This window comes from Pleomorphochaeta sp. (assembly GCF_050031695.1).
Taxonomy (GTDB): domain Bacteria; phylum Spirochaetota; class Spirochaetia; order Sphaerochaetales; family Sphaerochaetaceae; genus Pleomorphochaeta.
This window is the reverse complement of the sequence record NZ_JBNAIC010000055.1, coordinates 1-24,699: the sequence shown is the minus strand read 5'-3', so window position 1 is coordinate 24,699 and position 24,699 is coordinate 1. Positions and strand designations below refer to the sequence as shown.

Genomic DNA, 24,699 nt, shown 5'->3' with positions numbered 1-24,699 from the left:
TTAAATACTATAACTTAGGCTTAATACAAGCTGTAAGTCTTGAGTATTTTCACCTGATATATTTTCATAATTTTTGATGTTGATATAATCAAGCTGAACAAAACAATTAATTTTTTCAGTTAAATCATATGAAACACTACCACCAATTACTAAAGTTCTAGAAACAGAATCTTTAGCAGAATTATCAACATTATCTGAATTATTCGAGTCGTTATCATTTGATGTGGTTGGTGTTGTATATGAAGATGGATCATCAGTATCTTCTATTTGTTGCCAACAAGTAAACATATCGAATGTTCCATGTAACATATAGAAAATATTAGCTTCAATGTTCCATTTTCCATAATTAACTAATGTAGAATTAATATTTGCAACAATTGCATCTCCTCCATATTCATAACCTAAATATTCACTATGGTAATATGTTCCTTCAGCGAACTCCCTAAATGCTACTACATAGTTGATGCCATATTCATCTGATTCTTGAGTAGAATCGTTATATGTTCCACTTCCTCTAAGATATAAATAAGGGTCGGTGTAAGCTAATTCAAGTGAAGTATTACCTTTATATTTATCTGCTACATCATAGTGATATCTAACACCTCCTAAATATCCTAAAGCTTTAGGATTAGCTAAACTTGAAACACCTTGTACCGGTTCTCCTGGGAGTGAAAATTCGTCTACAGCTACTTGTCCATAAATATTAAAGTTTTTAATTGGTGTATAATCAAGTTCTAGAGTTACAAGTGAATTTGCATTAGCTCTAATATAATAATTATGGAATAATGCAGTAGGAGATAAATATCTTAAATCTAAAACATTCTCTTCAGATTGATACATTATTGATTCATTAAGGGCTAATCCCACTTTATTATTAAATAATCTACCTTCCCCTCTGTGAGCAATTAATGCTCTAGTCCCAGAAACTTCATTTCCTTGTCCTAATCCTGTGGTTGCATCATAATCAGAACTGTTTATATAATTACTAGGATATGGGAAGAATGATAATAGGTATGTATATTTAAACTGATTTGAATAAGTTGTGTATCTTAGTTCATCAAGATATTTAAGATTATCGCCTATCATTAGATTAGATGTAACACCGCTTCCCCATTTTACTCTATCTCTACCTATTTGAAGAGACCATGAATCATCACCTACTGCAATAAATGCTCTGTATGGGAAATTGAAATCTAAATCTATAATTTTATTAGGATATAGAAAAAGTAGGTTTGAATTAAAGTTAGTGATACCAAAAGTATTTTCTGTTGTATATGTTGTTCCTATTGAAAAGTTCCCTAAACCATAAAAAAATGAACCAGTCCAAGCCTCAACATCTAAACTTAAGAATTGTTCTTGATCTTGAAAATCATAAATCCAATTATCTCGAGTTAAAAAATCTGTTGTATTAGTATGATTATAACTTTCAACATTAATAGTAGGATTCCATTCAATTTTTCCAAGTTTAGTGTTATTTCTATCATCTAATTCTAAAGAATCTAATATATATTCATATACTTTAGTATCTGCTTTACTGAATTTACTTGTGTCTAATAGCTCAAGCATCATATATAATTCACTATCTGAGTATGGTGCAGCTGAAGACGGCTGAGCTAAACCTTGGGAAAGATATAAATCTCTTATTCCATTATAAACATCACTGTCGATATCTAGAATTCTTTGATTATTATTAATGGCGAAAAGTAAAGTGTTTGCAAGTAATAAAACCATTAATAAAACTATTGTTTTATTAAATAATTTTGACATGGCTAAACTCCTATATATGCAAATGTACATTATATTGAAGAATTATCCATATTGCAAGGAATCTAATAGTTTTTATAGTCAAATGGGTTAATTTATATATAAATTAACCCATTTACTTATTTAATTGTAAAAATTATTTTTAATTATTTAATAAAGATGAATAAGCAATTAAAAGTTCATCACCTTCACAGCCATTCAATACTTTTTTAGCAAGAATTTTTCCTAATTGTACTCCTTCTTGGTCAAAAGAATTTAAATTCCAAATAAAGCCTTGGAACATTACTTTATTTTCAAAATGAGCTAATAATGCGCCTAATACACTAGGTGTTAATTGATTAGCAGAGATTAATGAAGAATATCTATTACCCTCAAATACTTTATTAGGATTTTCATCATCCTTACCAATAGCAAATGCAACAATTTGTGCTGTTAAATTTGCATTAAGTTTTTCTTGGCTTGTTGATTTGTCAACAACAATGTCTTTTTCAAATTGACTTTTTTTAAATCCAATAAATTGAAGAGGAATTATATCTGTACCTTGATGTAACAATTGATAAAAGGAGTGTTGTCCATTAGTACCTGGTTCTCCTAAAATAACAGGTCCTGTTGAATAGTTAATATCTTCACCAAATCTATTAACATGTTTACCATTACTTTCCATGTCTAATTGTTGTAAATGTGCTGGAAATCTTGATAATGCTTGTGAATAAGGAAGGACTGCAGTTGATGGAAGATTTAAGGAATTTCTTAAATATACACCTATCATTGCATCTAGAAGAGCAGCATTTTCAACAACATTTTCATTTAAAGCGTTTTTATCAGCTTCATTTGCACCTTTTAATAAATCGTTAAAGGTTTCAAACCCTAGTGAAATAGATAATATTACACCACCAACAGCACTAGTTGAACTATATCTTCCACCAATATAATCATCAATGAAAAATGCGTCTAAAACTTCATCACTATCTGCAAGAGGGCTTGTTTTACTTGTAACAGCAATCATATGTTTACTTGGAATAAAACCTTCAATATTGCAAGATTTTAATGTATCAAATACTAAGTCTTTATTTGTTAATGTTTCTTGAGTTGTTCCACTTTTAGAAACTAATACAAAAAGAGTTGTTTCAAAATCAATATCTTTAGTAACATCACTTACATCATCAGGATCAACATTACTGATAAATTTTGCATCAATAATTTGTTTATCTTGAGCTGCTACATAGCCTTTTAATGCAAGGTATAAAGCTCTAGGACCTAAATCACTACCACCAATACCAATTTGTACAACTGTATCAAATTTCTTATTAGTAGAACCAACAATTTCCCCATTTCTAACTTTGTTTGAAAAATCTTTAATTCTATTTAGTTGAGATTTATAGAACTCACCTTTATTTTCACCATCAATTTCAACGTCATTTAATAGTTGACCTCTTGTTAATTGATGTAAAACACATCTATTTTCACCAGTGTTAATTCTTTCTCCATTTAATAATAATTTATATTTTTCAATGAGAGATTGTTCTTCACTTAATTCTTGAAAAAGTTCAAGATGTTTGTCATTAATTGGCATTGTTGCATAAGAATAGTTTAATTGTGTTCCATTGTTAGTTTGGTATTTTTCTATTCTATCTTTATTAAGACCTGATTTTAAATCAAAAGGTTCAATATCTTTTAATTTTTTGAATGACTTTAATTGTGTGAAATTTTTATATTCCATTTTCGTCTCCTATGAGAGTATAATATTTATAGATAAAAAAAAATTCAAGAAAAAAGGCTTTGATATTAATCAAAGCCTTAATATTTTTATTCTTGAATATCAGGAATTCTATTTTTGAAGCTTTCTTGGAGATCTTCTTTTGTCATTCCTTCTCTAAGAATAACAAAAATTGTATCATCTCCTGCTAAAGTTCCAAGAATTTCAGGGATTGCTAAAACATCTAATGCTATTGCAACACTATTGGCATGGCCACTTCTTGTTTTTATAACTCCAAAGTTACCACTAAATTCTATTGATAGAATACCACGTCTTACATCTTGTATATAACTTTTTTCAGATTCGCTAATTAAATCATTTTCAGGTAAAGCATAGTAATATCCAGACCAACCATCTGAAATTTTACCAACTTTTAACATCTTTAAATCTCTAGATAAAGTTGCTTGAGTTACAGAATAACCTTCTTTCTTTAACATTTCTAATAATGAGTCTTGGTTATCTATTCTGTTATTTTTAATTAATTCTTTAACAAGATTAAGTCTAGTATGACGTTCTCGCATTTGTTAGCTCCTTTGATACTATGCATTCGTACTGTATAAATATACATTAAATTTATTAAAAAAACAAGATAGTAATTGTTTATATTAATAAAATAGATTGATAATAAATAATTATATCAAACGATAAAAAGTTTATATTTATACTATGGAAAGGTATTTATTGTTTATTGTTTTGTGGTATAAGTTTAATAGCAGTTATTTGAGAGAGGTGTTTTAAAATTATGAATACAAATTGTATAGGATTGATGTTTTCCATGATTTATATAGGATTAATTTTAATATTAGCTTATTTGTTAAAGAAAAAAACTAAAGTTAAAGATGAGTTTGTAAGAAAAACAATTCATATCTTAACAGCTAATTGGTGGATTATTTTAGTCAATTATTTTGATAATATTTTATTTGCTATTGCCGGTCCTATTTGTTTTGTTTTTTTCAATTCATTATTTGTTTTTTATCCTAATGTGGGAGAGAAAATAGGTTGTCCAAATAAAAAGAGAAATTTAGGATTAGTTTATTATCCTTTTTCTGTCCTTATTTTAGTTTTATGGGTGTATACTGATGTAATTACTTTATATGCTGCAACTATTGGCGTTTTTGCAATGGGTTATGGCGATGGGTTTGCTGCTATTTTTGGATCTTTATGGGGTAAAAAGAGAATTCCTTTACCAACTGGTGGAAAAACATATTTTGGTAGTATTGTAATGCTTATTGTTTGTGTTATTTCTTCTTTTGTTGTTTTATCTGTTATGACTAATTTTTCAATTAATGATAAACTACTAATATCTATTATAGTAGGAGTTAGTGCTGCCTTTTTAGAAGTTGTAACTCCTTTAGGTTTAGACAATATTAGTGTTCCTTTATTAACTGCATTACTTGTTGGAGGTTTATTTTGAGTGATAGATTTTTACAAAGTTCAGACCCAAGTTCTTTAGCTGCAGTAATTGATAGATTTTTCCTTTCTATAAATAATTATGTAATTTGGATTATTTTATTATTATTAATTTTGGCAGTAGTAGCCTATTTAACAAAGCAACTTACTATTGGTGGTGTTTTTGGTGCTTTTTCTTTAGGTGTTGTAATTATATTATCATTTGGCTTTGGTGGATTAACTATACTGCTATTTTTTGTAATTGGGGCAGGGATTTTATCAAAAATAAACAAACATAATAAAATATATGAAGAAGCTCAAGAAATACAAGAAAAGAATGGAAGTCGAGATATTATTCAAGTTTTTGCAAATGGGGGTGTGAGTTTTTTCTTAGGATTAATTTATTTAATTTCACCTTCTCCTTTAATATTAATAATGTTTGGTGCTAGTGTAGCCGAGGCTCTAAGTGATACTTTTGCTGGTGAAGTTGGGATGCTAACAAAAGGTAAAACTGTTTCTATATTAACAGGTAAGCCTGTTAAACCTGGTTTATCGGGGGGTGTATCTATTGAAGGAACTTTAGCAAGTTTAATTGGTTCTTTTTTAATTGCAACAATGTGGTATTCAACTTATTTTAATCCTTCAATAAGAACTGTTTCTTTTGTTGCAATAGTTACTTTAGCTGGATTTTTAGGAGCTTTAATTGATAGTGTTTTAGGTATAACGATTCAAGCTCATTATTATGATGAGGATAAGGATAAGATTGTAGAAAAAGAATTTGTAAATGGGAAGAAATTACCTTTAGTAAAAGGACTTAGAATAATTAATAATGATAAGGTTAATTTTATTAGTAATTTGTTTAGTGTAGTATTTGTTGCACTATTTTATAAAATACTTGTATAAAAAAATAAATAATTACTTGCTTATTGATAAAAATGTTTGTATTTTTTTATAGATGGCAAAACGCTAATTAATTTAAATATGTATATAAATTGAAGAGAGGAAAGAAAAATGGCTAAACAACTACAATTTAGTGAAGAATCAAGAAAGTCTTTAGTAAATGGTGTTGAGAAAATTTCTCGTGCAGTAATGACTACTTTAGGCCCTAAAGGTCGCTTGGTTTTATTAGATAAAAAATTTGGTGCTCCAACTGTAACAAAAGATGGTGTTTCAGTAGCTCGTGAAATTGAACTTGAAGATCCTTTTGAAAACATGGGTGCTCAATTGCTTAAAGAAGTAGCAACTAAAACTAATGATGTTGCAGGTGATGGTACAACAACCGCAACTGTATTAGCTTGGGCAATTACAAAAGAAGGAATGAAAAGTGTAGCATCTGGTGTAAATCCTATGGGCATTAGACGTGGTATTGATAAAGCTGTAGCAGATGCAGTATCTGAAATTAAAAATATGTCTAAATCTATCAAAGATAAAGAAGAAATTGCACAAGTTGCAACTATTAGTTCAAATAATGATAGAACTATTGGTGATGAAATTTCTAATGCAATGGAAAAAGTTGGTATTGATGGGGTTATTACTGTTGAAGAATCTAAAACTTTCGAAACAACAACTGATTTTGTAGAAGGTATGCAATTTGATAGAGGTTATTTAAGTGCATATTTCTGTAATAATAGAGAAACAATGACATCTGTATTAGAAGATCCATTTATTTTAATTTATGATAAAAAGATTTCTAATATGAAAGAATTACTTCCTATCTTAGAAAAAATTGCTCAAACAAATAAACCTTTATTAATTATTGCAGAAGATGTTGATAGCGAAGCTTTAGCAACTTTAGTTGTTAACTCAGTAAGAGGTATCTTAAATGTTGTAGCAGTTAAAGCTCCTGGTTTTGGTGATAGAAGAAAAGCTATGCTTGAAGATATTGCTATCTTAACTGGTGGTGAAGTTGTAAGTGAAGAAATTGGTTTAACTTTAGAAAAAGCTGAAATCTCAATGCTAGGTAGAGCTAAGAATGTTAAAGTTGATAAAGAAAATACTACAATTATTAATGGAGCTGGAAAAAAGAGTGATATTGAAGAAAGAACTGCTCAAATAAAAGCTCAAATTATTGAATCAACAAGTGACTATGATAAAGAAAAACTTCAAGAAAGACTTGCAAAACTTGCTGGTGGTGTTGCTGTAATTAATGTTGGTGCTGCTACAGAAGTAGAATTAAAAGAGAAAAAGCATAGAGTTGAAGATGCACTAAGTGCAACTCGTGCAGCTATTGAAGAAGGTGTTATTCCAGGTGGTGGAGTTGCTTTAGTTCAAGCTGTAAATGCTTTAGAAAATAAAGATTTAGCTACTTTAACAGAAGATGAAAAAATTGGATATAAGATTGTAAGAAGAGCTTTAGAAGAACCAATTCGTCAAATTGCTCAAAATGCTGGATTAGATGGATCAATTATTGCTGATAAGTGTAAAAACAATGAAAGTGGTATTGGTTTTGATGCTAATGCAATGAAGTGGGTAAATATGGTTGATAATGGTATTTTAGATCCTATGAAAGTTACAAGATGTGCACTTCAAAATGCTGCATCTATTGCACAATTAATTTTAACAACAGAATGTGCTATTACTGATATACCTGAACCAGAAGCTCCTGCAGCTCCAGCTCCAGGAATGGGCGGAATGGGCGGCATGATGTAATTTAAAATGTTATATTATAATTAGGACTTCGTATATCGGAGTCCTAATGTTATATTTAACATAGACAAAACTAAAAACTTGACTATAATTAACTTAACATGTTATTTTAAATGGCATTGATATTAATTATTTTCAAATTTTTATCAATAATAATTTTGACATAATTTATTTATGTATATAAAGGTGGTTTAATTAATGAATTCATTATTTGCATTAATGGGAACAACAGCAACATCAAGTTCTGCACAAGCAGGTAGTATGGCTACTTCAATGGTTACTTTCGGATTAATAATCGTAATTATCTATTTCTTAATCATTCGTCCTCAAAGAAAACGTGATAAAGAAGCAAAAGATATGATATCTTCTATCGCAAAGGGAGATAAAATCGTTACTATCGGTGGTATTCATGGTACTGTTGTAGCAGTTAGAGAACAAACAGTTGTTATCAAAGTTGATGATAATGCTAGAATTGAATTTAGTAAATCAGCTATTAGTAGTGTAGTTGCTAAGAAAGGTGCTTCAAAAGCTTCTGCAAAAAACAAAGCTAAATCTAAAAATGCTAAAAAAGCTGTAGAAGAAAAAGTTGTTGAAACTAAAGATGAAGCTAAAGAATCAGTAGAAACTAAAGAATCAACTGAAGACAAAAAAGAAAATTAAAAAAAATCACATAAGTTACTATTGGAGAATGTTATGAAAAAACGTGATCGATGGATCATAGTTCTTTTGGTATTACTTTTGTGCGGTTATTTTCTATACCCAACTTTTAAGTGGTATACAATCGTACCTCAGGAAACCAAAGATCTCGCAAGTGGCTCAAATGAGCAAATAAGAGAATATGCACGTGGACAAGCAACTCGCGAACTTCGTGCAATTAAAGGTTTAGTAAGTAGTGATGCTTCAGCTGATGTTCCAGCAGAGTATTCATACCTAGAATCATTTGCTAAAGAAAATTATCGTCTAATGGACAAAGATACTCCTTCTAATTGGACTATAGAAGAACTTTGTTCTGGTTTCTATAATGAACAAGATATGTTTGATACAATTGAACAATATTATAGATCTTCATTATTAGAAGTAAAAGATTTAAGCGATAGTGTTTTACAATTAGGTTTAGATTTACGTGGTGGTATGAGTATTTTACTTGATGCTGATGTTGATTCTTATAATGAAAAAGCTGGTAAAAGCGCTAGTTCATCAGAAATTAATGAATTAGTTCTTCAAGATATAGAAATATTGCAGAATCGTATTGATGAATTTGGTGTAAGTGAACCTGAAATCAGATTACAAGGAAATGATCAAATATTAATTGAAATTCCTGGTGCTGCAGATCCTGAAAGAGTTAATTCATTCTTACAAGGTAAAGGTTCTTTATTATTCCAAGTAGTTGATGAAACTTTAACACAAGAATTAAATACTTATTTTGCTGAAAACCCATCAGAAGTATATACTGAAAGTGGTTCAATCAAACAACCTGAATTCTTACCAGCAGGTAAAATTGCTGCAGGTTATTATGTTCAAGATTCTTATGGCATAGATGAGTTAGAAAGTTTTGTGGTTTTAGATTCTGAAATTGGTTTAGATGGTATTCATTTAGAAAGTGCTCAAACTGGTTCTAATTCTATTACAGGTCAACCTGTAGTTAATTTCCATTTAGATGCAAGTGGTGGTGATGCTTTCTATAAATTCACATCTACTCATGTTGGTGAAGCAATGGCTGTTGTAATGGATGGAAAAGTAAAATCTATAGCAACAATTAATGAACCTATTCGCCAAGATGTTCAAATTTCTGGATTTAGCCAAGAAGAAGCTTCAGCTTTAGCTATTGTATTAAGAACAGCTGCATTACCAATTGAATTGATTGTGTCAAGTCAACAAGCTGTTGGTGCTACATTAGGTGAAGATGCTGTTTCTGCAGGTTTAAATGCTATTTTAATTGGTTTATTATTAGTTGTTGTATTTATGTTTATTTATTATGGTGTAAGTGGTCTTGTTGCTGATTTAGCTCTAGTTCTAAATTTAGTACTTATGTTATCTGTACTTTCAGCATTAAAATTCACATTAACACTAACTTCAATCGCTGGTTTAATATTAACTCTAGGTATGGCTGTAGATGCTAACGTTATTATATTTGAACGTATTAAAGAAGAATTAAGATTTAAAAAGAGCCCACAAGCAGCTATTAAAGCTGGTTTTGGAAAAGCTTTCTGGACAATTATGGATGCAAATATTACTACAATAATTGCAGCATTAGTTCTTTCTCAATTAGGTTCAAGTGCAGTTAAAGGATTTGCTAATACATTAGCTATTGGTATTATAAGTTCATTATTTACTGCATTGTTCGTATCACACTTAATTTTTGATGCTACTGTCACAGATCGTGAGGGAGCAAAATTACATATAACTTGGAGGAAAAAATAATGAAAAAGAATCTTCCTGTTATTAAAACACGTTTTATTGCGTTAACATTCTCAATTTGTTTGTTAGTAGTAGGTATTGTATCTTTTATTTTAAATAGCGGATTCAATACTGGTATTGACTTTGAAAGTGGTTTGAGTCAAAGAATTCAAATTGCTCCAGTTGGATTAGAATTAACATATTCAGGTTCTGATGATGTTGAAGTATCTGTAAATAATGATGCTTTAGTTGTTGAAGTAAGAGGTGACTCTGGTGTTGAATCTACAACATTTGAAAGTTCACAATATAGTACTGTAAGTGATTTAGCAGCAGCTTTATCTTCAATAGAAGGTGTAAGTGCTAATGTTCTTAATGGTAATATAGACTCTTCAACTATGATTTCTGGTTATGGGTTCCCTGCAACATTATCAAATGAAGCAACTAGTATTAATTTTGCTACTGGTGGTGATGTTGATATTGAACAAGTTAGATCAGCATTAACAAGTTTAGGAAATGTTCAAGTACAAACTGTAGGTGACGAATCAGATCAAATCTTCCAAATTAGACTTGGAACTAATGATGGTGATACTCAAGGCAGTATGGAAGCAGCAGTTTCAGACGGGTTTGAAAGCACTTTTGATAATGGCTTTGTTGTTTTAGAAAGTAACTTCGTTGGTCCTAGATTTAGTCAAACATTGATTACTGGTTCTTTATTAGCAATATTAGTAGCTATGGTATTAATTTTATTCTATATTTGGGTAAGATTTAGATTTGCATATGCTGTATCTTCATTAATTGCATTAACTCATGATGTATTATTATTATTAGGATTTATTGCTTTATTTAGATTTGAAGTTTCAAGTACAACAATTGCAGCTGTATTAACAATTATTGGTTATTCATTGAATGCTACTATCGTTATTTTCGATAGAATTCGTGAGAATAGTAAATTAATGAAAGATAAACCATTTAAAGAAGTAATCGAACATAGTGTTACACAATCATTAACACGTACAATTATTTCAAGTGTTACAACAGTATTAGCTGTATTACCTCTTGCTCTATTAGCTAGTGGTTCAATCAGATTATTTGCTATTAACTTGATTTTTGGTATTATTATTGGTACATATTCTTCTAACTTTATTGCTCCATCTTTCTTATATTGGATTAGTAAAGGTGAACATGTTCAAGAAAAAACTAAAGAAAATTAATATATAGATTATATTTTATATATGCCGCAAGAGTTTTCTTGCGGTATTTTTTTCTTTATAAAGATTAATTTTTAATTTATAATAAAGAAAGGATAGAAAATGGAAGTAATTAAATCGGATGTGATTGGCTATTGTAGTGGTGTTTCAAGAGCAATTTCGATAATGAAAGAAGCTGTAAAAGTTGGAGATATATTACATAAGAAAGTATATTCTCTTGGCCATATTATCCATAACCCTCAAGTTGTGGAAAGAATAAAAGAATATGGTGTATCTGTTATTGAAGAGGCTGATGCTGATAAAGTTAATCCTGGTATAGTTGTATTAAGAGCTCATGGAGTAAGTGACAAGGTTAGAAGGTTGTTTTTAAACAAAGGCTTCTATATCTTTGATGCGACATGCCCAATTGTTTTAAAAGAACAAGATATGGTCTTAAATGCTCAAGAAGATGAAACTATTGTTATTATTGGAGGGAAAACACATCCTGAGGCAGTTGCTTTAAAAAGTGTTGAAACTCCGACAAAAAAGATTATAATTAGTGATGTAAAAGATATTATAGAAATTCCTACAACTAACAATTTATTTGTAGTTATACAATCTACTTTTCCAAGTGGAAGAAGTAGAGATATTGAAAATTCTTTAGAAACTTTTGCAAAAGAAAATAAAATAAAATATAAATTTGCCAATGAATTATGTAATAGTAATCAAAGAAGAAGAGATGCTGTTGCAGAGTTATCTAAAAAGTGTAACTGTATAATTGTAATTGGCGGTAAAAATAGCTCAAACACTCGAGGGCTATACAATTATTGTAAAAATAGTGGTGTTGAGAGTTATTTAATAAGTAATAAAGATGAAATACCTAGTCATTTATTTGATTATGATACTGTAGGTTTAGCTACAGGAACTTCAACACCCTTGTTCGTAATAGAAGAGATAGAAGAAAAACTAAAAAGAGGTAAAAATGAAACATAAAATTCCAATTCCAACAATTAAGAGATTCCCTTCCTATATTAGATTAATTAATCAATATAAAGAAAATGGATTAAAGAGTGTAAGTGCAACTATTTTAGCAAATGATTTAAGACTTAATCCTATACAAGTAAGAAAAGACTTAGCTTTTTCAGGTATTGAAGGAAAACCAAAAGTTGGTTTTGATATTGAACAATTATCTGAAGCATTAATAGAAGCTTTAGGGTGGAATAACTCTACTGATGCAATTTTGATTGGGGCAGGTAATTTAGGATCAGCTTTAATTGGATATAAAGGTTTTGAAAATTACGGTTTAAGAATTGTTGCTGCTTTTGATAAAAAAGAAGATATTGTTGGTACAGAAATTGACGATTTAAAGGTTAAATCTCTAACGGAGTTAGAAGAATATGTATTAATTAATGGAATAAGCATAGCTATATTAACTGTTCCGGCTCCTCAAGCACAAGCTTGTGCAGAGTTGTTAGTTAAATGTGGTATTCAAGCTATTTGGACTTTTGCTCCTAAAGATTTATCTTTGCCTGAAAATATTGCAGTACAAAGAACTGATTTAGCAACACAATTTGCTGTTCTTTCAGCAAAGCTAAGATCTAATATAATGAAAGAAAAAAGCAAATCTGAAAATACTCTTTGGTAATATATATTTATGTGATATTATTCACATAAATATATATTTTTAGGATATTAAATTAAAAAAAAGATAATTATAATAAATTATTAACAATATATACGATTTATTTTCATATATTAGTTTAATAAATTGTAAAAACTGGAACTTATTTTTAATTTTTTCTATTGACCTCTATCTATAAAAAATATTATAAAATTAATGGATGGAGAAAAATATGGAAAGAGTCGTTGTTGAGTTATGTATGGGTAGTTCTTGTTTTTCTAGAGGGAACTCAAGAACTCTAGAATTAATTGAATTATTTGTAAAAGAAAATGATTATTCAGATTTAATTAAAATCAAGGGACATCTATGTTTAGGAAAATGTAGTTTTGGACCAATAATTAAAATTAATGGCAAGGATTATGAAAATATTAATCCCGAATGTGTAATTGATTTAATTCGTGAAGAATTAGAACAATAATAACAAAGGGAGAAAATATATGATTCATCCAATATATACTGAATTAACTGAATGTAGAGATTGTTATAAATGTGTTAGAGCCTGTCCTACAAAAGCTATACAAGTAAAAGAAGGCAATGCTGTTGTAATTCATGATAGGTGTACTTATTGTGGAATATGTGTTGATGTATGTCCTGCAAATGCTAAAAAAATTCGAAATGATATTGCACGAGTTCAATTATTCTTAAAAAGTAATAGAAAAATAATTTGTTCTTTAGCTCCTTCTCATAGTAGTGAATTTGTAAATAGAGAAGCTGCATTATTAACTGCTTTAAAAAAATTAGGATTTAGTGATATAAGTGAAACAGCTATCGGTGCTGATTTAGTAAGTTCTTGTGTTGATGAATATAGAAGAAGAGGAGAAGAAACTTCTTGGATTTCAACTGCTTGTCCATCTGTAGTACAGTTAGTAAAGAAGTATTATTCAACTCTTGAAAAAGATCTAGCACCAATTCCATCTCCCTTACAATTACACAGTGCATATTTAAGAGAGCTTTATGGCGAACATATTGGTATTGTATTTGTTGGTCCATGTATTGCTAAAAAATGGGAGGCTGATGAATGGCCAGGATATCCGAATTTTGCATTAACTTTTGATGAACTGAGAACTTGGTTTGAGCAAGAGAATATAGATTTAGATAGGATAAATGACCAATTATTTATAAATAATTTAGATTATCCACAATTTATTCCATCTAAAGCAGCTAAAACTTCTGCTTATAGTGTTGAAGGTGGGATGATAGCTTCTTTTAAAGATGGTGATAATTTCTTCCAAGAAAATTCTATAGCATTATCAGGTAGTTTAGCTGTTAAATCAACCTTAGATAATTTAGTACATTCTAAAAATAATCAATTTTTAGAATTATTAAGTTGTGAAGGTGGTTGTATCAATGGTCCTTCTACCAATAAAAAAATTGCTCTATCTAATAAAAAGTATATTTCAACAGGATATACAAGAGATAGATTACATGAAGAAAATTTATTTAAATCTCCAATGGATTTTGTTAATAAAGTCGTTGAAAAAGGGTATGGAATATTAAAAGTAAAACCTGCTACAACAATATATAGACATTATGATACAGAAATTTATAGTGAGAATGAAATTCAAAAGGCATTACGCGCTTTAGGTAAGGTTCATTTAAAAGATCAAATCAACTGTGGTGGATGTGGTTATTCTACTTGTAGAGATATGGCAATTGCATATTTAGATGGAATGGCTGAAGTTGAAATGTGCGTTACAAAAATGAGAAAAGAAGCTCAAACAAAAATGGATGTCTTATTAAGAACTATACCTATGGGTGTTGTAATAGTTGATGAGATGTTAAATATTGTTGATTGTAATGCGAAATTTGTTAAATTGTTTTCTGAAGTAGATTATGAAATAGACAATGCATACTTAGAAATAATAAAAGGTCTTCATGTTAGTAAATTTATTTCTTTTGAAGATCGATTTAAAGAACAATTTAATAAAGAATATTCAAAACAAGTTAAAATAAAAGTAAATGAAATGTTTTTAAAGGTTACTTTCTTTTCAATACCTAAACATAATTTAGTCGGTGCATTATTTGATGATATAACAAATCCTACTGTTAGAAGAGAAACTGTTGTAAAAAAAGCCGAAACTGTAATTCAGCATAGCTTAGAAACTGTTCAACAAATTGCTTCATTACTAGGTGAAAATGCTGCTGATACTGAAATAACATTAAATTCATTAATAGAAGCTTTTGATGTGCCTTCTGAAGAAAAAAATAAATATTAGGTGATATAATATGAATGATATTTTTATAGATATAGATTATTGCCAAATATATAAATATGGACAAAAGATTGGAGGAGATGTTTTCCTTCAAAAAAGAAATCCTGAGAGAAAGCAAATAGTTGCAGTATTAAGTGATGGGTTAGGCTCCGGTGTAAAAGCTAATGTTTTAGCATCATTAACTGCTAATATGGCAAAGAAACTAAGCTTTTCTCCTATGGATTTAAAACATTCAGCTAAAATAATTATGGATACACTTCCCGTATGTAAAGAAAGGAAGATAAGTTATTCAACTTTTTCTATAGCAGATATTAGATATAAAAAATTTAATTCTGATATTAAAGTAAATTTTTTAGAATATGATAATCCTAGAGCATTATATTTTAAAAATGATAAAAACTGCGAATGGTTTGGTGACAAAATAGTACTAGATAGAAAAAAAGCTTTTAAAGATGAAGAAATAATTCACAATGAGTTTAGTTTAAAAGTAGGTGATAGGTTAATTATTTTTAGTGATGGAGTTACTCAATCAGGACTTGGAACATCAACCCCTTTAGGTTGGAGACTTCAAGGAGTTAAAGATTATATAGGTGTTATATTAAAAAATAATCCTTCAATTAGTAGTAGAGAATTAACAAAGAAAATTGTATATAAAGCACTAAATCTAGATGGGCTAGCTTCCAAAGATGATATAACTTGTTGTTGTATTTATATAAGAAAGCCTAGAAGAACATTAATAGTAACCGGTCCTCCTTTTTTAAAAGAATCTGATGAAAAAATGTGTGAAAAAGTTTCAGAGTTTAAGGGTAAAAAAATAATTTCAGGTGGAACTACTGCTTTAATTATTTCTAGGATAATGGAAAAGAAAATTGAAGTTGATTTATCTTCATGGTCAAAAGATGTTCCCCCATATTCTAAAATGGATGGTATGGATTTAGTTACAGAAGGAATGTTAACACTTACAAAAGTTGTTAATGTTATTGAAAATAAAATAGCAATCAATAATTTAAACAATGATGCTGTTAAAAAATATGTAGAGTTAATATTAGATAGTGATCAAGTTCACTTTTTAGTAGGTACTAAAATAAATGAAGCACATCAAGATCCAAGTATTCCTGTTGAGATTGGAATAAGAAGGACTTTGATTGAACGATTAAGAAGAGCATTAGAAGATAATTATCTAAAAGAAACTTCAATAGAATACATTTAAAGGGGATATTTTATGAGTAAGAGAGTAGCAATTAAAATATGTGTTGGAACATCTTGTTTTGTACAAGGTGGAGCAGATTTATTATTATATAATGATTTTTTAGATCCAGAAATAATTGAGAAGTGTGATATTGAAGGTGTTTCCTGTATCAATGCTTGTAAAAATATAAGCAATAAAGAAGGTGCTCCATTTGTAATGATAAATGATGTTGTTTATGGAGATATGACCCCAAGAAAATTAAAAGAAATAGTAAATGAGGTATACAATGCTAGAAATAAATAATCAATTTACTCATTTAAAAAATAAAGTTTATGCTTATGTTTTAAGAAGTTATTTCAAAGGAACTCTTGAAGAAGATATTGATAAAATCCCTTATTGGATTATTCCTAAAGATACTGATCCAAGTCGTTGTTGTATTTATAAAGAAAGAGCGATGATTCGTTATAGAATTCTAGCTTTTTTAGGTGTGAATATTGAAGAAGATGATGATGAATTAAAACCTTTAAGTGAATTTTATAAAGAAGCTATATCTACAAAGATTAAACAAATTCCAGTATTAACAACAATTAGTACTGCTTGTAGTGCTTGTCCAAAAGACAGGTATTATATTAGTGATGCTTGTAGAGGTTGTTATGCAAGACCTTGTTTAGCAAACTGTCCTGTAAATGCAATTAAATTTGTAAATGGGAAAGCTAAAATAGATCAAGAAAAATGTATTAGATGTGGAAAGTGTCAAGAAGTTTGTCCTTTTAATAGTGTTTTACACACCCCTGTTCCTTGTGAAGGAGCTTGTCCTGTTGGTGCTATTAAGAAAAACGAGAGAGGCTTTGTTGAAATTGATTATGACAAATGTATAAGTTGTGGTAAATGTTCAAGAAGTTGTCCTTTTGGTGCAATTGTTGAAAGAAGTAGTCTGTTCTCTATTCTTGAATTATTAAGAAAAGAAGAATCTGTAACTGCAATATTTGCTCCAGCTATTGATGGACAATTCCCAGGTAATTTAGGTCAAATTAAAACTGCATTAAAACAAGTTGGTTTTAGTAATGTCGTAGAAGTTAGCGAAGGAGCTGAGTTAACAAGTATTAATGAAGCTAAAGAATTAGTTGAAAGAATAGAAAGAGGTGATAAATTAATGAGTACTAGCTGTTGCCCAGCTTATGTTGAATTAATTGAAAAACATTATCCTCATTTAAATAAAATAAAGAGTGATACTCTCTCTCCAATGGCATATACAGCAAAAATAGTAAAAGAAAGAGATCCTAATACAAAAGTTGTCTTTATTGGTCCTTGTTTAGCTAAACGTGTTGAAGCAACAAAATACAATGAAATTGATGGAGTTATGACCTTTAGTGAATTAGCTTCTATATTTGTAGCTAAAGAAATAGATGTAAAAGAGATAGATGAAACTGATTTAGGGGACACAGAATCTTTTGCTGATTGTAGAAACTTTGCTATTAATGATGGGGTTACAGCATGTGTAATGAGCAGGATTAGTGATCCATCTCTTGTTAAAGCTTATGCAATAAATGGCTTAGATAAAAAAGCATATAAAATGTTGAATGTTATTGAAAAGATGCCAGCTAAAGGTAATTTTGTAGAAGTTATGGTTTGTGAAGGTGGTTGTATAAATGGACCTGGAACTATTGTAAAACCAAAAGTTGCTATGAAATTAAGAAATGGTAATACAAAAGCTATAGCAAAAGCTATGAAAAAAGAACCTCTTTATTGACCATAAATAAAATTAAGTTTATTTTTTAGCAAAGAGGTAATTATGGGTAATACAAAAGAATTAGAAGCATTATTAGAAAGTTATGATGGTTCAATTGAGAGCAGATATTGTTCTTTAGCAAATGCAATAGCCTATATAAAAACTTTGTTGAATGAGATTTCTTGGATTGGTTTTTATTTGAAAAAGGATTCTTTTTTAGTTTTAGGTCCATTCCAAGGAAATGTTGCATGTGAAAAAATACCTTTTACAAGAGGTGTTTGTGGTGATTGTTATACAAAGAAAGATACTATTAATGTAGACAATGTTAATTTGTATGATAATCACATCGCATGTGAAAGTGATACATGTAGTGAATTGGTAATTCCAATAAAATCTAACTCAAGAGTTGTTGGTGTATTAGATATAGATTCTAAATCTTTTTCTCGTTTTAAAAATGAGGAAATTAAAATGTTAGAAGATCTTGTAGAAATAATTGGAAAAAAATTATTTTAAATAATATTACATCTTGACAACTGAATTTAAAAATAGCATATTTTTAAATAACAGCAATGATAAAGACGAGTAACAAAAGTCTGTGCTTTAGAGAGAATATCCTTAGGCTGAAAGATATTTAGTAACGCTTTTGTGAAAACCCCTTTTTAGCTGCAACCCTAAAAACTTTAAAGTTTATTAAGGAAGCCGTATACTCAACGTTATGAGATAATTAAGTGCCTTTTTGATTTTTGAAAAGGAAACAAGGTGGAACCGCGGGAGCTATTATGCATTCGTCCTTGTAATTGATGATTATGTCATCATTTATAAAGATGAAGACATAATAGCTTTTTTTGTTTTTTATTAGGAGAAAAGAATATGGCAGAGAAATTAAGTGCAGAAGAAAAATTAGCTAGAATTAGACACTCTATGGCTCACGTTATGGCTGAGGCTGTTTTAGAAATGTTCCCTACAGCTCAAATAGCTATTGGACCTTCAATTGAAAATGGTTTTTATTATGATTTTGAATTACCAAGACAATTGGTAAGTGAAGATTTAGATGAAATAACAGAAAAAATGAAAGCTATTATCAAAAGTGATAAAAAGTTTGAAAGAATTGAAGTTTCTAGAGATGAAGCAAGAGAGAGATTTAGCGATCAAAAATATAAACTAGAGTTATTAGATGCAATTGATGAAAATGAAGTAGTTACTCTATATAATCAAGGTAATTTTACAGATCTTTGTAGAGGTCCTCATGTTGATTCAACAAGACAATTAAGATTTGACTCATTCAAATTAATGAGTATAGCTGGTGCATATTGGAGAGGAAAAGAATCTAATCCAATGTTAACTCGTATCTACGGTACAGCTTGGGCTAATAAAAAAGATTTAAGATTATATCTTAACAAACTTGAAGAAATTGAAAAAAGAGATCATAGAAGACTTGGAAAAGAATTAGATTTATTCTCAATTCATGAAGAAGCTGGTCCTGGTTTAGTTTACTGGCATCCTAAAGGAGCTAGAATTAGATTAGCTATAGAAGATTTTTGGAGAAATGAACATTATAAAAATGGTTATGAAATGGTTTATACTCCTCATGTTGGAAAATCTTGGCTTTGGGAAACAAGTGGTCACTTAGACTTCTATAAAGAAGGAATGTATCCAGAAATGGTTATGGATAAAGCCAACTATTATGCAAAACCAATGAATTGTCCTTTCCATATTATGATTTATAATAATAAAAAACATTCATATAGAGAGCTTCCTTGTAGATGGGCTGAATTAGGTACTGTTTATAGATATGAAAAAGCTGGGGCTTTACATGGATTATTAAGAGTAAGAGGATTCACACAAGATGATGCACATTTAATTGTTACTCCTGAACAAATGGATGAAGAAATTTCAACAGTATTAAAATTCTCTCTTCATATGTTACATAGTTTTGGTTTTGAAGATATTAAAGCATATTTATCTACTAAACCAGAAAAAAGTGTAGGTGAAGTTGAAAGATGGGATGCAGCAACTGCAGCACTTAGAAAAGCAATTGAAGCTGAAGGTCTTGAATATGATGTAGATGAAGGTGGTGGAGCATTCTATGGTCCAAAAATTGACTTAAAGATTAAAGATGCTGTTGGTAGACAATGGCAGTTATCTACAATTCAATTTGATTTTAATTTACCAGATAGATTTGATATGACTTTTGTTGATAAAGATGGTGTTGAAAAACGCCCATATATGATTCATAGAGCACTTCTTGGTTCAATTGAAAGATTCTTTGGAGTATTAGTTGAACATTATGCTGGAGCTTTCCCTGCATGGTTATCACCTGAACAAGTAAAAATCATACCAATTAATGATTCTTGTTTTGATTATTGTAAAGAGTTAGAAATGAAACTAAGAGGAGAAAACTTTAGAGTTTCTGCAGATTTAACTTCTGCTCACTTCAAAGCTAAAATTAAAGAAGCTCAACATGAAAAAATTCCTTATATGGTAATTGTAGGAAATAAAGAAGTTGAATCTAAAGAGATGTCAGTAAGACTTAGAAATGGAAAACAACAGAATTGGGGAGACTTTGATTCTTTTGTAAGTAAATTGCATAATATTATTGATACAAAACAAATTGAATTATAATAAAATAAAATATAGGGTGACAATTATTTGTCACCCTTTTTAAGGGTATACCTATGAAAATTGAAAAGTTTAAAGAATTAGAAGAGATTGATAAGAGAATTACAATGATAAATCATATTACACAAATTTTAGAATATGATTTAGAAGTTAATGCTCCAAAGAAAGCAAGCGAAGAGCGATCAAAACAAATGTCTTGGACTTCATTAGAAGCTCATAAATTAGCTTCTAGTAGAGAAATCGAAGAATTATTAAAAGATTTAGGAGCTTGTGATTATAAAGAAGAAGGGGAAGGCGATACAGATTATCAAAAAGCAATAATAAGAAGAAGGTATAAAGAGTTTGTTAGAGCGAATAGAATTCCTGAAAAGCACATAAAGAGAAAAAGAGAAATATTAACACTATCTTATGATAAATGGGTAGAAGCTAGGAATAATAATGATTTCGAATCTTATGTTCCATATTTAGAAGATGTTGTAAACATTTTAAGGGATGAAGCTAGTTATATTAAAAAAGAAAATCAAAGTTTATATGATGCTTTATTAGATGAATATGAAGAAGGAGCAACTAGCAAAATGCTAGATCAAGTTTTTGATGAACTTCAAACAAATCTTATACCTTTAGTAAAGAAATATAGTTCTAAAAATATAGAAGATGACTTTTTATATTTAAAGTATGATGAAACAAAGCAAGAAGCTTTTGCAAAAGAAATATTAACAGAAATGGGATTTGATTTTGATAGAGGTACTTTATCATTAGCAATACATCCTTTTACAACAAGTCTTGGTTCTGATGATATAAGAATTACAACTAGATACACAGACCCTAATTTTAATGATCCATTAAGCTCAACTATTCATGAGGGGGGACATGCTCTATATGAAATGAATGCTTCTAAAGGTTATTTTAAAGGCTCAAGTATAGGCGAAGGTGTTAGTATGGGTATACACGAAAGTCAAAGTAGATTTTGGGAAAATATGATATTAAAAAACCCTGCTTTTTGGGATGTTTGGTATATAAAACTACAAAATTTATTTCCGACTCAATTAAATAGTGTGTCAAAAAAAGCATTTGTCAAAGCTATAAATAAAGTTAATCCATCTTTTATACGAGTTAATGCAGATGAGGTTACATATAGTTTACATATTATATTAAGATATCAATTAGAGAAAAAATTAATTGAAGGTAGTTTAGAAGTAAAGGATTTAGAAAAAGAATGGAATAAACTTTATGAAGAACTATTTTCTAGAAAAGTTGATGTAGCAAAAAATGGGTGTTTGCAAGATGTCCATTGGGGAAGTGGATTAATAGGATATTTCCCAACATATGCTTTAGGGAATTTATATGCTGCACAATTTAGTAATCAAATGATAGAAGATTTTGGTATGAAAGATTTAGGTGAAATAATAAAAAAAGATGGCCTTTCTAAAATTAGTGAATGGTTAGATATAAATATCCATTCAAAGGGATGTTTATATAAACCTGAAGTTCTAGTAAATAAAATCACAAATAAAACACTTGACGCGAACTATTTCACACAGTACCTTGAGAAGAAGTTAAATGATATCTATAATGAATAATAGTTAAATATAAAGCTATTATTTATAAATGCTTTATACTCTAAGTATGAAAAAAGAGATAACTCTTGGCTAAAATATATAATAAATTGCATTTTATAGGAGAGAAAAGTGAACTTACCGAATAGATTAACTCTTGCGAGATTAATAATGACTCCATTGTTTTTTGTAGCTTTTAATTTACCACAATGGTTTGGTACTAATTTGCAAACATTATCGACAATATTAGTTTTGTTATTGTTTATTGCAATCGAAGCTACGGATTTACTAGATGGTATTATTGCAAGAAAAAGAAATATGGTAACTGATTTAGGGAAAGTAATGGATCCCTTTGCTGATACTTTTGCAAGATTAACTTATTTTGTATGTTTGATGAGTGTTGGCATTTTTCCGATAATAGCATTTGTAATAATATTTTGGAGAGAATTAGCACAATCTTTTGTAAGGTCTTTATTAATGAGAGAAGGAAAAGCTTTGCCTGCTAATATATGGGGAAAATCAAAAGCTGTACTTTATGCAGTTTCAGCAGTTGCTGGTGTTTTGTATTTAATACTAGTAAGAAGTGTTCCTGATTTTTCATATTTATCTAAGATTCATTTGATTTTGAATATCTTATTTTATTTATCAGCATTTGCCTCTATTGCTTCTTTTTTTACTTATATATTTGAAATAAAAAAAAGTGGGATATTAAATCATTTAAGCAGATAAGAAATTAAAATATAGGTTGTTACATTAATTTGTAGCAACTTTTTTTTGGAGGTTTTATGGGTAAAAATATTTGGGTAACAATACCTACTTTTTGGGGTAAAAATGAAATAAATAGTTTAGAAAACCAAATAATCTTTGATCATCCAACATATCCAAGTTCTAGAGAGACATTAAGTAGGACCATAAATAGTTTAAATAATATAAACGGGAAGTTTAATGTTTTGATTATTTTAGCAATTACTCATAAAAAGTATTATAATGAAGCCAAATCAAAAGTTGTTACTATAATTAATAAATTAAATATAAGAAATAATATATTTTTAGTTTCTGAAGATGAAATAAATCTGATATCTAAACAATTGCATACTAATTTATTAAATTTGAATTCATATGGAAGTGTTAGAAATATTCAATTGTTTATACCTTATTGTTTAGGTTGTGATTATGTTATTGCAATAGATGATGATGAAATAATAGAAAATAAAGACTTTATTAAAGATGTTGTTACGTCTTTAGATAACGAAGATAAAGCATGTGGCCTAGCTGGGCCTTATCTTGATAAAAATGGAAATTATGAAATAAAAAATGCTGATAAGCTAAATCAAGAAACTAATTTATATAAGCGTAAAATATATTACATGAATGAAGCTGTAAAAAAAGAAATGAATCATAAAGATGATTTTCATCCTAGTGTAATAGCTTTTGGTGGTAATATGTGTTTTAAAAGAAGTACAATTAAAAATATACCTCACGATCCATTTATTCCAAGAGGTGAAGATTATGATTATGTATTGAATGCTTATCTTTTTGATTTTCAATTTTATTTTAATAAAAACACTCATATAATTCATCTTCCACCAAGTGCAGAAGCTTCTAGTGATAAATCAAATTTAAACAAATTAAAAGCTGATATTGTTAGATTTATTTATATGAATAAAAAAATAAATGAATATAATAAAAGGTTTGGATATAAAAAAATGGATAATAATTTGTTTTATCCTTATCCTGGGAATTATTTTATAAAAGAAGAACTACTTATAAATGATGTAAAAGAGATATTATCTATAGTTTTTGAAAATAATAAAAATAAAATAGATGACTATATTAATGCTGCATTATCTACTTGTGAAATTAAATGTAGTGAATATTTTAAATTTAAAGAAAATTGGAATAGTTTATTAAATGATTGCAATAAGATAAATTTAGTTAAACAAATATTTTCTGAAACAAAATATTAAAATTTGGCTAAAATTGTCAAAAAAAATTGGTGTTTTTAAGAAAAAATAGTCTAATTTTAAGGTATATAAAAATAAATAAAAAAAATTAAAAAAAGTACTAGACAAAAATCTAAAGTTTTCGTAATATCCGTCTTGTTGTTTAGCAAGAAATGTTAATTCAAACCTTAAAAAACAACAATTTTGTTGAAAAAAACAAGAAAAAATAAATTAGCTATTGACTATAATTTTTATACGTGCTATTTTCAACAAGCTTGTTAATAATTTTAGATTATTTAGAGCAGATTTTTGACATAGATATTAGAGAAGAGAAGAGAAGTTTATTTTACTTTTTGATTGCCATTATTGGTCGTTGTAAAAGTAATACATAGAAAGCATTAGGGCTTTCTGTCAATTCAAAATAGAACAAGATGAAATAAGCTAATGTTCGTTAAAAGCGAGTGACAGGAATTAAATGAATTTGTTAATTTAGTGGTCTTCGGACCATATTTATATAACGGAGAGTTTGATCCTGGCTCAGAACGAACGCTGGCGGCGCGTTTTAAGCATGCAAGTCGAGCGGTAAGCTAACTTCGGTTAGCCTAGAGCGGCGGACGGGTGAGTAACACG

Annotated in this window: 21 protein-coding genes, 1 rRNA gene and 1 other annotated feature; of the genes, 19 read left to right on the top strand and 3 right to left on the bottom strand. The window is 29.0% G+C overall.

Translation table 11 applies throughout. From position 1 onward, the window contains the following. The 3 genes from ACPKM0_RS09325 to argR form a co-directional block, all read right to left on the bottom strand. Complete coding sequence (locus ACPKM0_RS09325) at positions 1-1,767, bottom strand: hypothetical protein (RefSeq protein ID WP_472475366.1); 1,767 nt, start codon at positions 1,765-1,767, stop codon at positions 1-3. A 139-nt stretch (positions 1,768-1,906) separates the two neighbouring features. After that, positions 1,907-3,484 (bottom strand): glucose-6-phosphate isomerase, encoded by a 1,578-nt coding sequence (locus ACPKM0_RS09320; protein WP_472475365.1) that lies wholly within the window; start codon positions 3,482-3,484, stop codon positions 1,907-1,909. Between the two features lie 86 nt (positions 3,485-3,570). Beyond that, on the bottom strand, positions 3,571-4,041 hold the full coding sequence (argR, locus tag ACPKM0_RS09315; protein WP_472475364.1) for an arginine repressor: 471 nt from the start codon (positions 4,039-4,041) through the stop codon (positions 3,571-3,573). 221 nt (positions 4,042-4,262) lie between these two features. Between argR and ACPKM0_RS09310 the strand changes: the two genes are divergently transcribed. From ACPKM0_RS09310 to ACPKM0_RS09220, 19 genes are all read left to right on the top strand, one after another. Then, entirely contained in the window at positions 4,263-4,934 is a 672-nt protein-coding gene (locus tag ACPKM0_RS09310; RefSeq protein ID WP_472475363.1) for a diacylglycerol/polyprenol kinase family protein, read from the top strand. Continuing rightward, the gene (locus ACPKM0_RS09305; protein WP_472475362.1) at positions 4,931-5,812 is read left to right on the top strand and encodes a DUF92 domain-containing protein; all 882 of its coding nucleotides are present in this window, start codon (positions 4,931-4,933) and stop codon (positions 5,810-5,812) included. Before ACPKM0_RS09310 ends, ACPKM0_RS09305 begins: the two co-directional genes overlap by 4 nt. A gap of 108 nt (positions 5,813-5,920) precedes the next feature. Then, positions 5,921-7,558, top strand: coding sequence for a chaperonin GroEL (groL, locus tag ACPKM0_RS09300; RefSeq protein WP_472475361.1), 1,638 nt, complete (start codon positions 5,921-5,923; stop codon positions 7,556-7,558). A 195-nt stretch (positions 7,559-7,753) separates the two neighbouring features. Further along, complete coding sequence (yajC, locus tag ACPKM0_RS09295) at positions 7,754-8,215, top strand: preprotein translocase subunit YajC (RefSeq protein WP_472475360.1); 462 nt, start codon at positions 7,754-7,756, stop codon at positions 8,213-8,215. A 33-nt stretch (positions 8,216-8,248) separates the two neighbouring features. Beyond that, positions 8,249-9,976: a protein translocase subunit SecD gene (gene secD / locus ACPKM0_RS09290; RefSeq protein WP_472475359.1), complete on the top strand. Its 1,728-nt coding sequence runs from the start codon at positions 8,249-8,251 to the stop codon at positions 9,974-9,976. Continuing rightward, positions 9,976-11,163, top strand: a complete 1,188-nt coding sequence (gene secF / locus ACPKM0_RS09285; RefSeq protein WP_472475357.1) for a protein translocase subunit SecF — start codon at positions 9,976-9,978, stop codon at positions 11,161-11,163. The genes secD and secF overlap by 1 nt, the downstream gene beginning before the upstream one ends. Positions 11,164-11,262: 99 nt before the next feature. Further along, a complete protein-coding gene (gene ispH / locus ACPKM0_RS09280) occupies positions 11,263-12,132 on the top strand; it encodes a 4-hydroxy-3-methylbut-2-enyl diphosphate reductase (RefSeq protein ID WP_472475356.1) in 870 nt (289 codons plus the stop codon). Further along, positions 12,122-12,784 carry a redox-sensing transcriptional repressor Rex gene (locus tag ACPKM0_RS09275; protein ID WP_472475355.1) on the top strand — a complete coding sequence of 221 codons (663 nt, stop codon included), beginning with the start codon at positions 12,122-12,124 and terminating at the stop codon, positions 12,782-12,784. Before ispH ends, ACPKM0_RS09275 begins: the two co-directional genes overlap by 11 nt. 208 nt (positions 12,785-12,992) lie before the next feature. Beyond that, positions 12,993-13,238, top strand: coding sequence for a (2Fe-2S) ferredoxin domain-containing protein (locus tag ACPKM0_RS09270; RefSeq protein WP_472475354.1), 246 nt, complete (start codon positions 12,993-12,995; stop codon positions 13,236-13,238). A 19-nt stretch (positions 13,239-13,257) separates the two neighbouring features. Next, positions 13,258-15,036, top strand: a complete 1,779-nt coding sequence (locus tag ACPKM0_RS09265; protein WP_472475352.1) for a [Fe-Fe] hydrogenase large subunit C-terminal domain-containing protein — start codon at positions 13,258-13,260, stop codon at positions 15,034-15,036. Between the two features lie 10 nt (positions 15,037-15,046). Beyond that, on the top strand, positions 15,047-16,243 hold the full coding sequence (locus ACPKM0_RS09260) for a SpoIIE family protein phosphatase (protein WP_472475351.1): 1,197 nt from the start codon (positions 15,047-15,049) through the stop codon (positions 16,241-16,243). Positions 16,244-16,255: 12 nt separating this feature from the next. Continuing rightward, positions 16,256-16,525: an NAD(P)H-dependent oxidoreductase subunit E gene (locus tag ACPKM0_RS09255; protein ID WP_472475349.1), complete on the top strand. Its 270-nt coding sequence runs from the start codon at positions 16,256-16,258 to the stop codon at positions 16,523-16,525. Beyond that, a complete protein-coding gene (locus tag ACPKM0_RS09250; protein WP_472475347.1) occupies positions 16,509-17,972 on the top strand; it encodes a monomeric [FeFe] hydrogenase in 1,464 nt (487 codons plus the stop codon). The genes ACPKM0_RS09255 and ACPKM0_RS09250 overlap by 17 nt, the downstream gene beginning before the upstream one ends. Positions 17,973-18,014: 42 nt before the next feature. Beyond that, positions 18,015-18,464 carry a GAF domain-containing protein gene (locus tag ACPKM0_RS09245; RefSeq protein ID WP_472475346.1) on the top strand — a complete coding sequence of 150 codons (450 nt, stop codon included), beginning with the start codon at positions 18,015-18,017 and terminating at the stop codon, positions 18,462-18,464. A gap of 47 nt (positions 18,465-18,511) precedes the next feature. Further along, positions 18,512-18,747, top strand: a binding site (T-box leader). Between the two features lie 74 nt (positions 18,748-18,821). Beyond that, positions 18,822-20,573, top strand: a complete 1,752-nt coding sequence (gene thrS, locus ACPKM0_RS09240) for a threonine--tRNA ligase (protein WP_472475344.1) — start codon at positions 18,822-18,824, stop codon at positions 20,571-20,573. A gap of 53 nt (positions 20,574-20,626) precedes the next feature. Further along, positions 20,627-22,150, top strand: a complete 1,524-nt coding sequence (locus tag ACPKM0_RS09235; RefSeq protein ID WP_472475343.1) for a carboxypeptidase M32 — start codon at positions 20,627-20,629, stop codon at positions 22,148-22,150. Positions 22,151-22,258: 108 nt separating this feature from the next. Further along, positions 22,259-22,855, top strand: a complete 597-nt coding sequence (pgsA, locus tag ACPKM0_RS09230) for a CDP-diacylglycerol--glycerol-3-phosphate 3-phosphatidyltransferase (protein WP_472475342.1) — start codon at positions 22,259-22,261, stop codon at positions 22,853-22,855. A gap of 56 nt (positions 22,856-22,911) precedes the next feature. After that, on the top strand, positions 22,912-24,093 hold the full coding sequence (locus ACPKM0_RS09225; RefSeq protein WP_472475341.1) for a hypothetical protein: 1,182 nt from the start codon (positions 22,912-22,914) through the stop codon (positions 24,091-24,093). 490 nt (positions 24,094-24,583) lie between these two features. Further along, positions 24,584-24,699 (top strand): 16S ribosomal RNA (locus ACPKM0_RS09220); the annotation flags it as partial.

Excerpts from the sequence above, each read along its gene's own strand:
- ACPKM0_RS09325 (WP_472475366.1), bottom strand. The coding sequence starts at position 1,767 with ATGTCAAAATTATTTAATAAAACAATAGTTTTATTAATGGTTTTATTA.
- ACPKM0_RS09320 (WP_472475365.1), bottom strand. The coding sequence starts at position 3,484 with ATGGAATATAAAAATTTCACACAATTAAAGTCATTCAAAAAATTAAAA.
- argR (WP_472475364.1), bottom strand. The coding sequence starts at position 4,041 with ATGCGAGAACGTCATACTAGACTTAATCTTGTTAAAGAATTAATTAAA.
- ACPKM0_RS09310 (WP_472475363.1), top strand. The coding sequence starts at position 4,263 with ATGAATACAAATTGTATAGGATTGATGTTTTCCATGATTTATATAGGA.
- groL (WP_472475361.1), top strand. The coding sequence starts at position 5,921 with ATGGCTAAACAACTACAATTTAGTGAAGAATCAAGAAAGTCTTTAGTA.
- yajC (WP_472475360.1), top strand. The coding sequence starts at position 7,754 with ATGAATTCATTATTTGCATTAATGGGAACAACAGCAACATCAAGTTCT.
- secD (WP_472475359.1), top strand. The coding sequence starts at position 8,249 with ATGAAAAAACGTGATCGATGGATCATAGTTCTTTTGGTATTACTTTTG.
- secF (WP_472475357.1), top strand. The coding sequence starts at position 9,976 with ATGAAAAAGAATCTTCCTGTTATTAAAACACGTTTTATTGCGTTAACA.
- ispH (WP_472475356.1), top strand. The coding sequence starts at position 11,263 with ATGGAAGTAATTAAATCGGATGTGATTGGCTATTGTAGTGGTGTTTCA.
- ACPKM0_RS09275 (WP_472475355.1), top strand. The coding sequence starts at position 12,122 with ATGAAACATAAAATTCCAATTCCAACAATTAAGAGATTCCCTTCCTAT.
- ACPKM0_RS09270 (WP_472475354.1), top strand. The coding sequence starts at position 12,993 with ATGGAAAGAGTCGTTGTTGAGTTATGTATGGGTAGTTCTTGTTTTTCT.
- ACPKM0_RS09265 (WP_472475352.1), top strand. The coding sequence starts at position 13,258 with ATGATTCATCCAATATATACTGAATTAACTGAATGTAGAGATTGTTAT.
- ACPKM0_RS09260 (WP_472475351.1), top strand. The coding sequence starts at position 15,047 with ATGAATGATATTTTTATAGATATAGATTATTGCCAAATATATAAATAT.
- ACPKM0_RS09255 (WP_472475349.1), top strand. The coding sequence starts at position 16,256 with ATGAGTAAGAGAGTAGCAATTAAAATATGTGTTGGAACATCTTGTTTT.
- ACPKM0_RS09250 (WP_472475347.1), top strand. The coding sequence starts at position 16,509 with ATGCTAGAAATAAATAATCAATTTACTCATTTAAAAAATAAAGTTTAT.
- ACPKM0_RS09245 (WP_472475346.1), top strand. The coding sequence starts at position 18,015 with ATGGGTAATACAAAAGAATTAGAAGCATTATTAGAAAGTTATGATGGT.
- thrS (WP_472475344.1), top strand. The coding sequence starts at position 18,822 with ATGGCAGAGAAATTAAGTGCAGAAGAAAAATTAGCTAGAATTAGACAC.
- ACPKM0_RS09235 (WP_472475343.1), top strand. The coding sequence starts at position 20,627 with ATGAAAATTGAAAAGTTTAAAGAATTAGAAGAGATTGATAAGAGAATT.
- ACPKM0_RS09225 (WP_472475341.1), top strand. The coding sequence starts at position 22,912 with ATGGGTAAAAATATTTGGGTAACAATACCTACTTTTTGGGGTAAAAAT.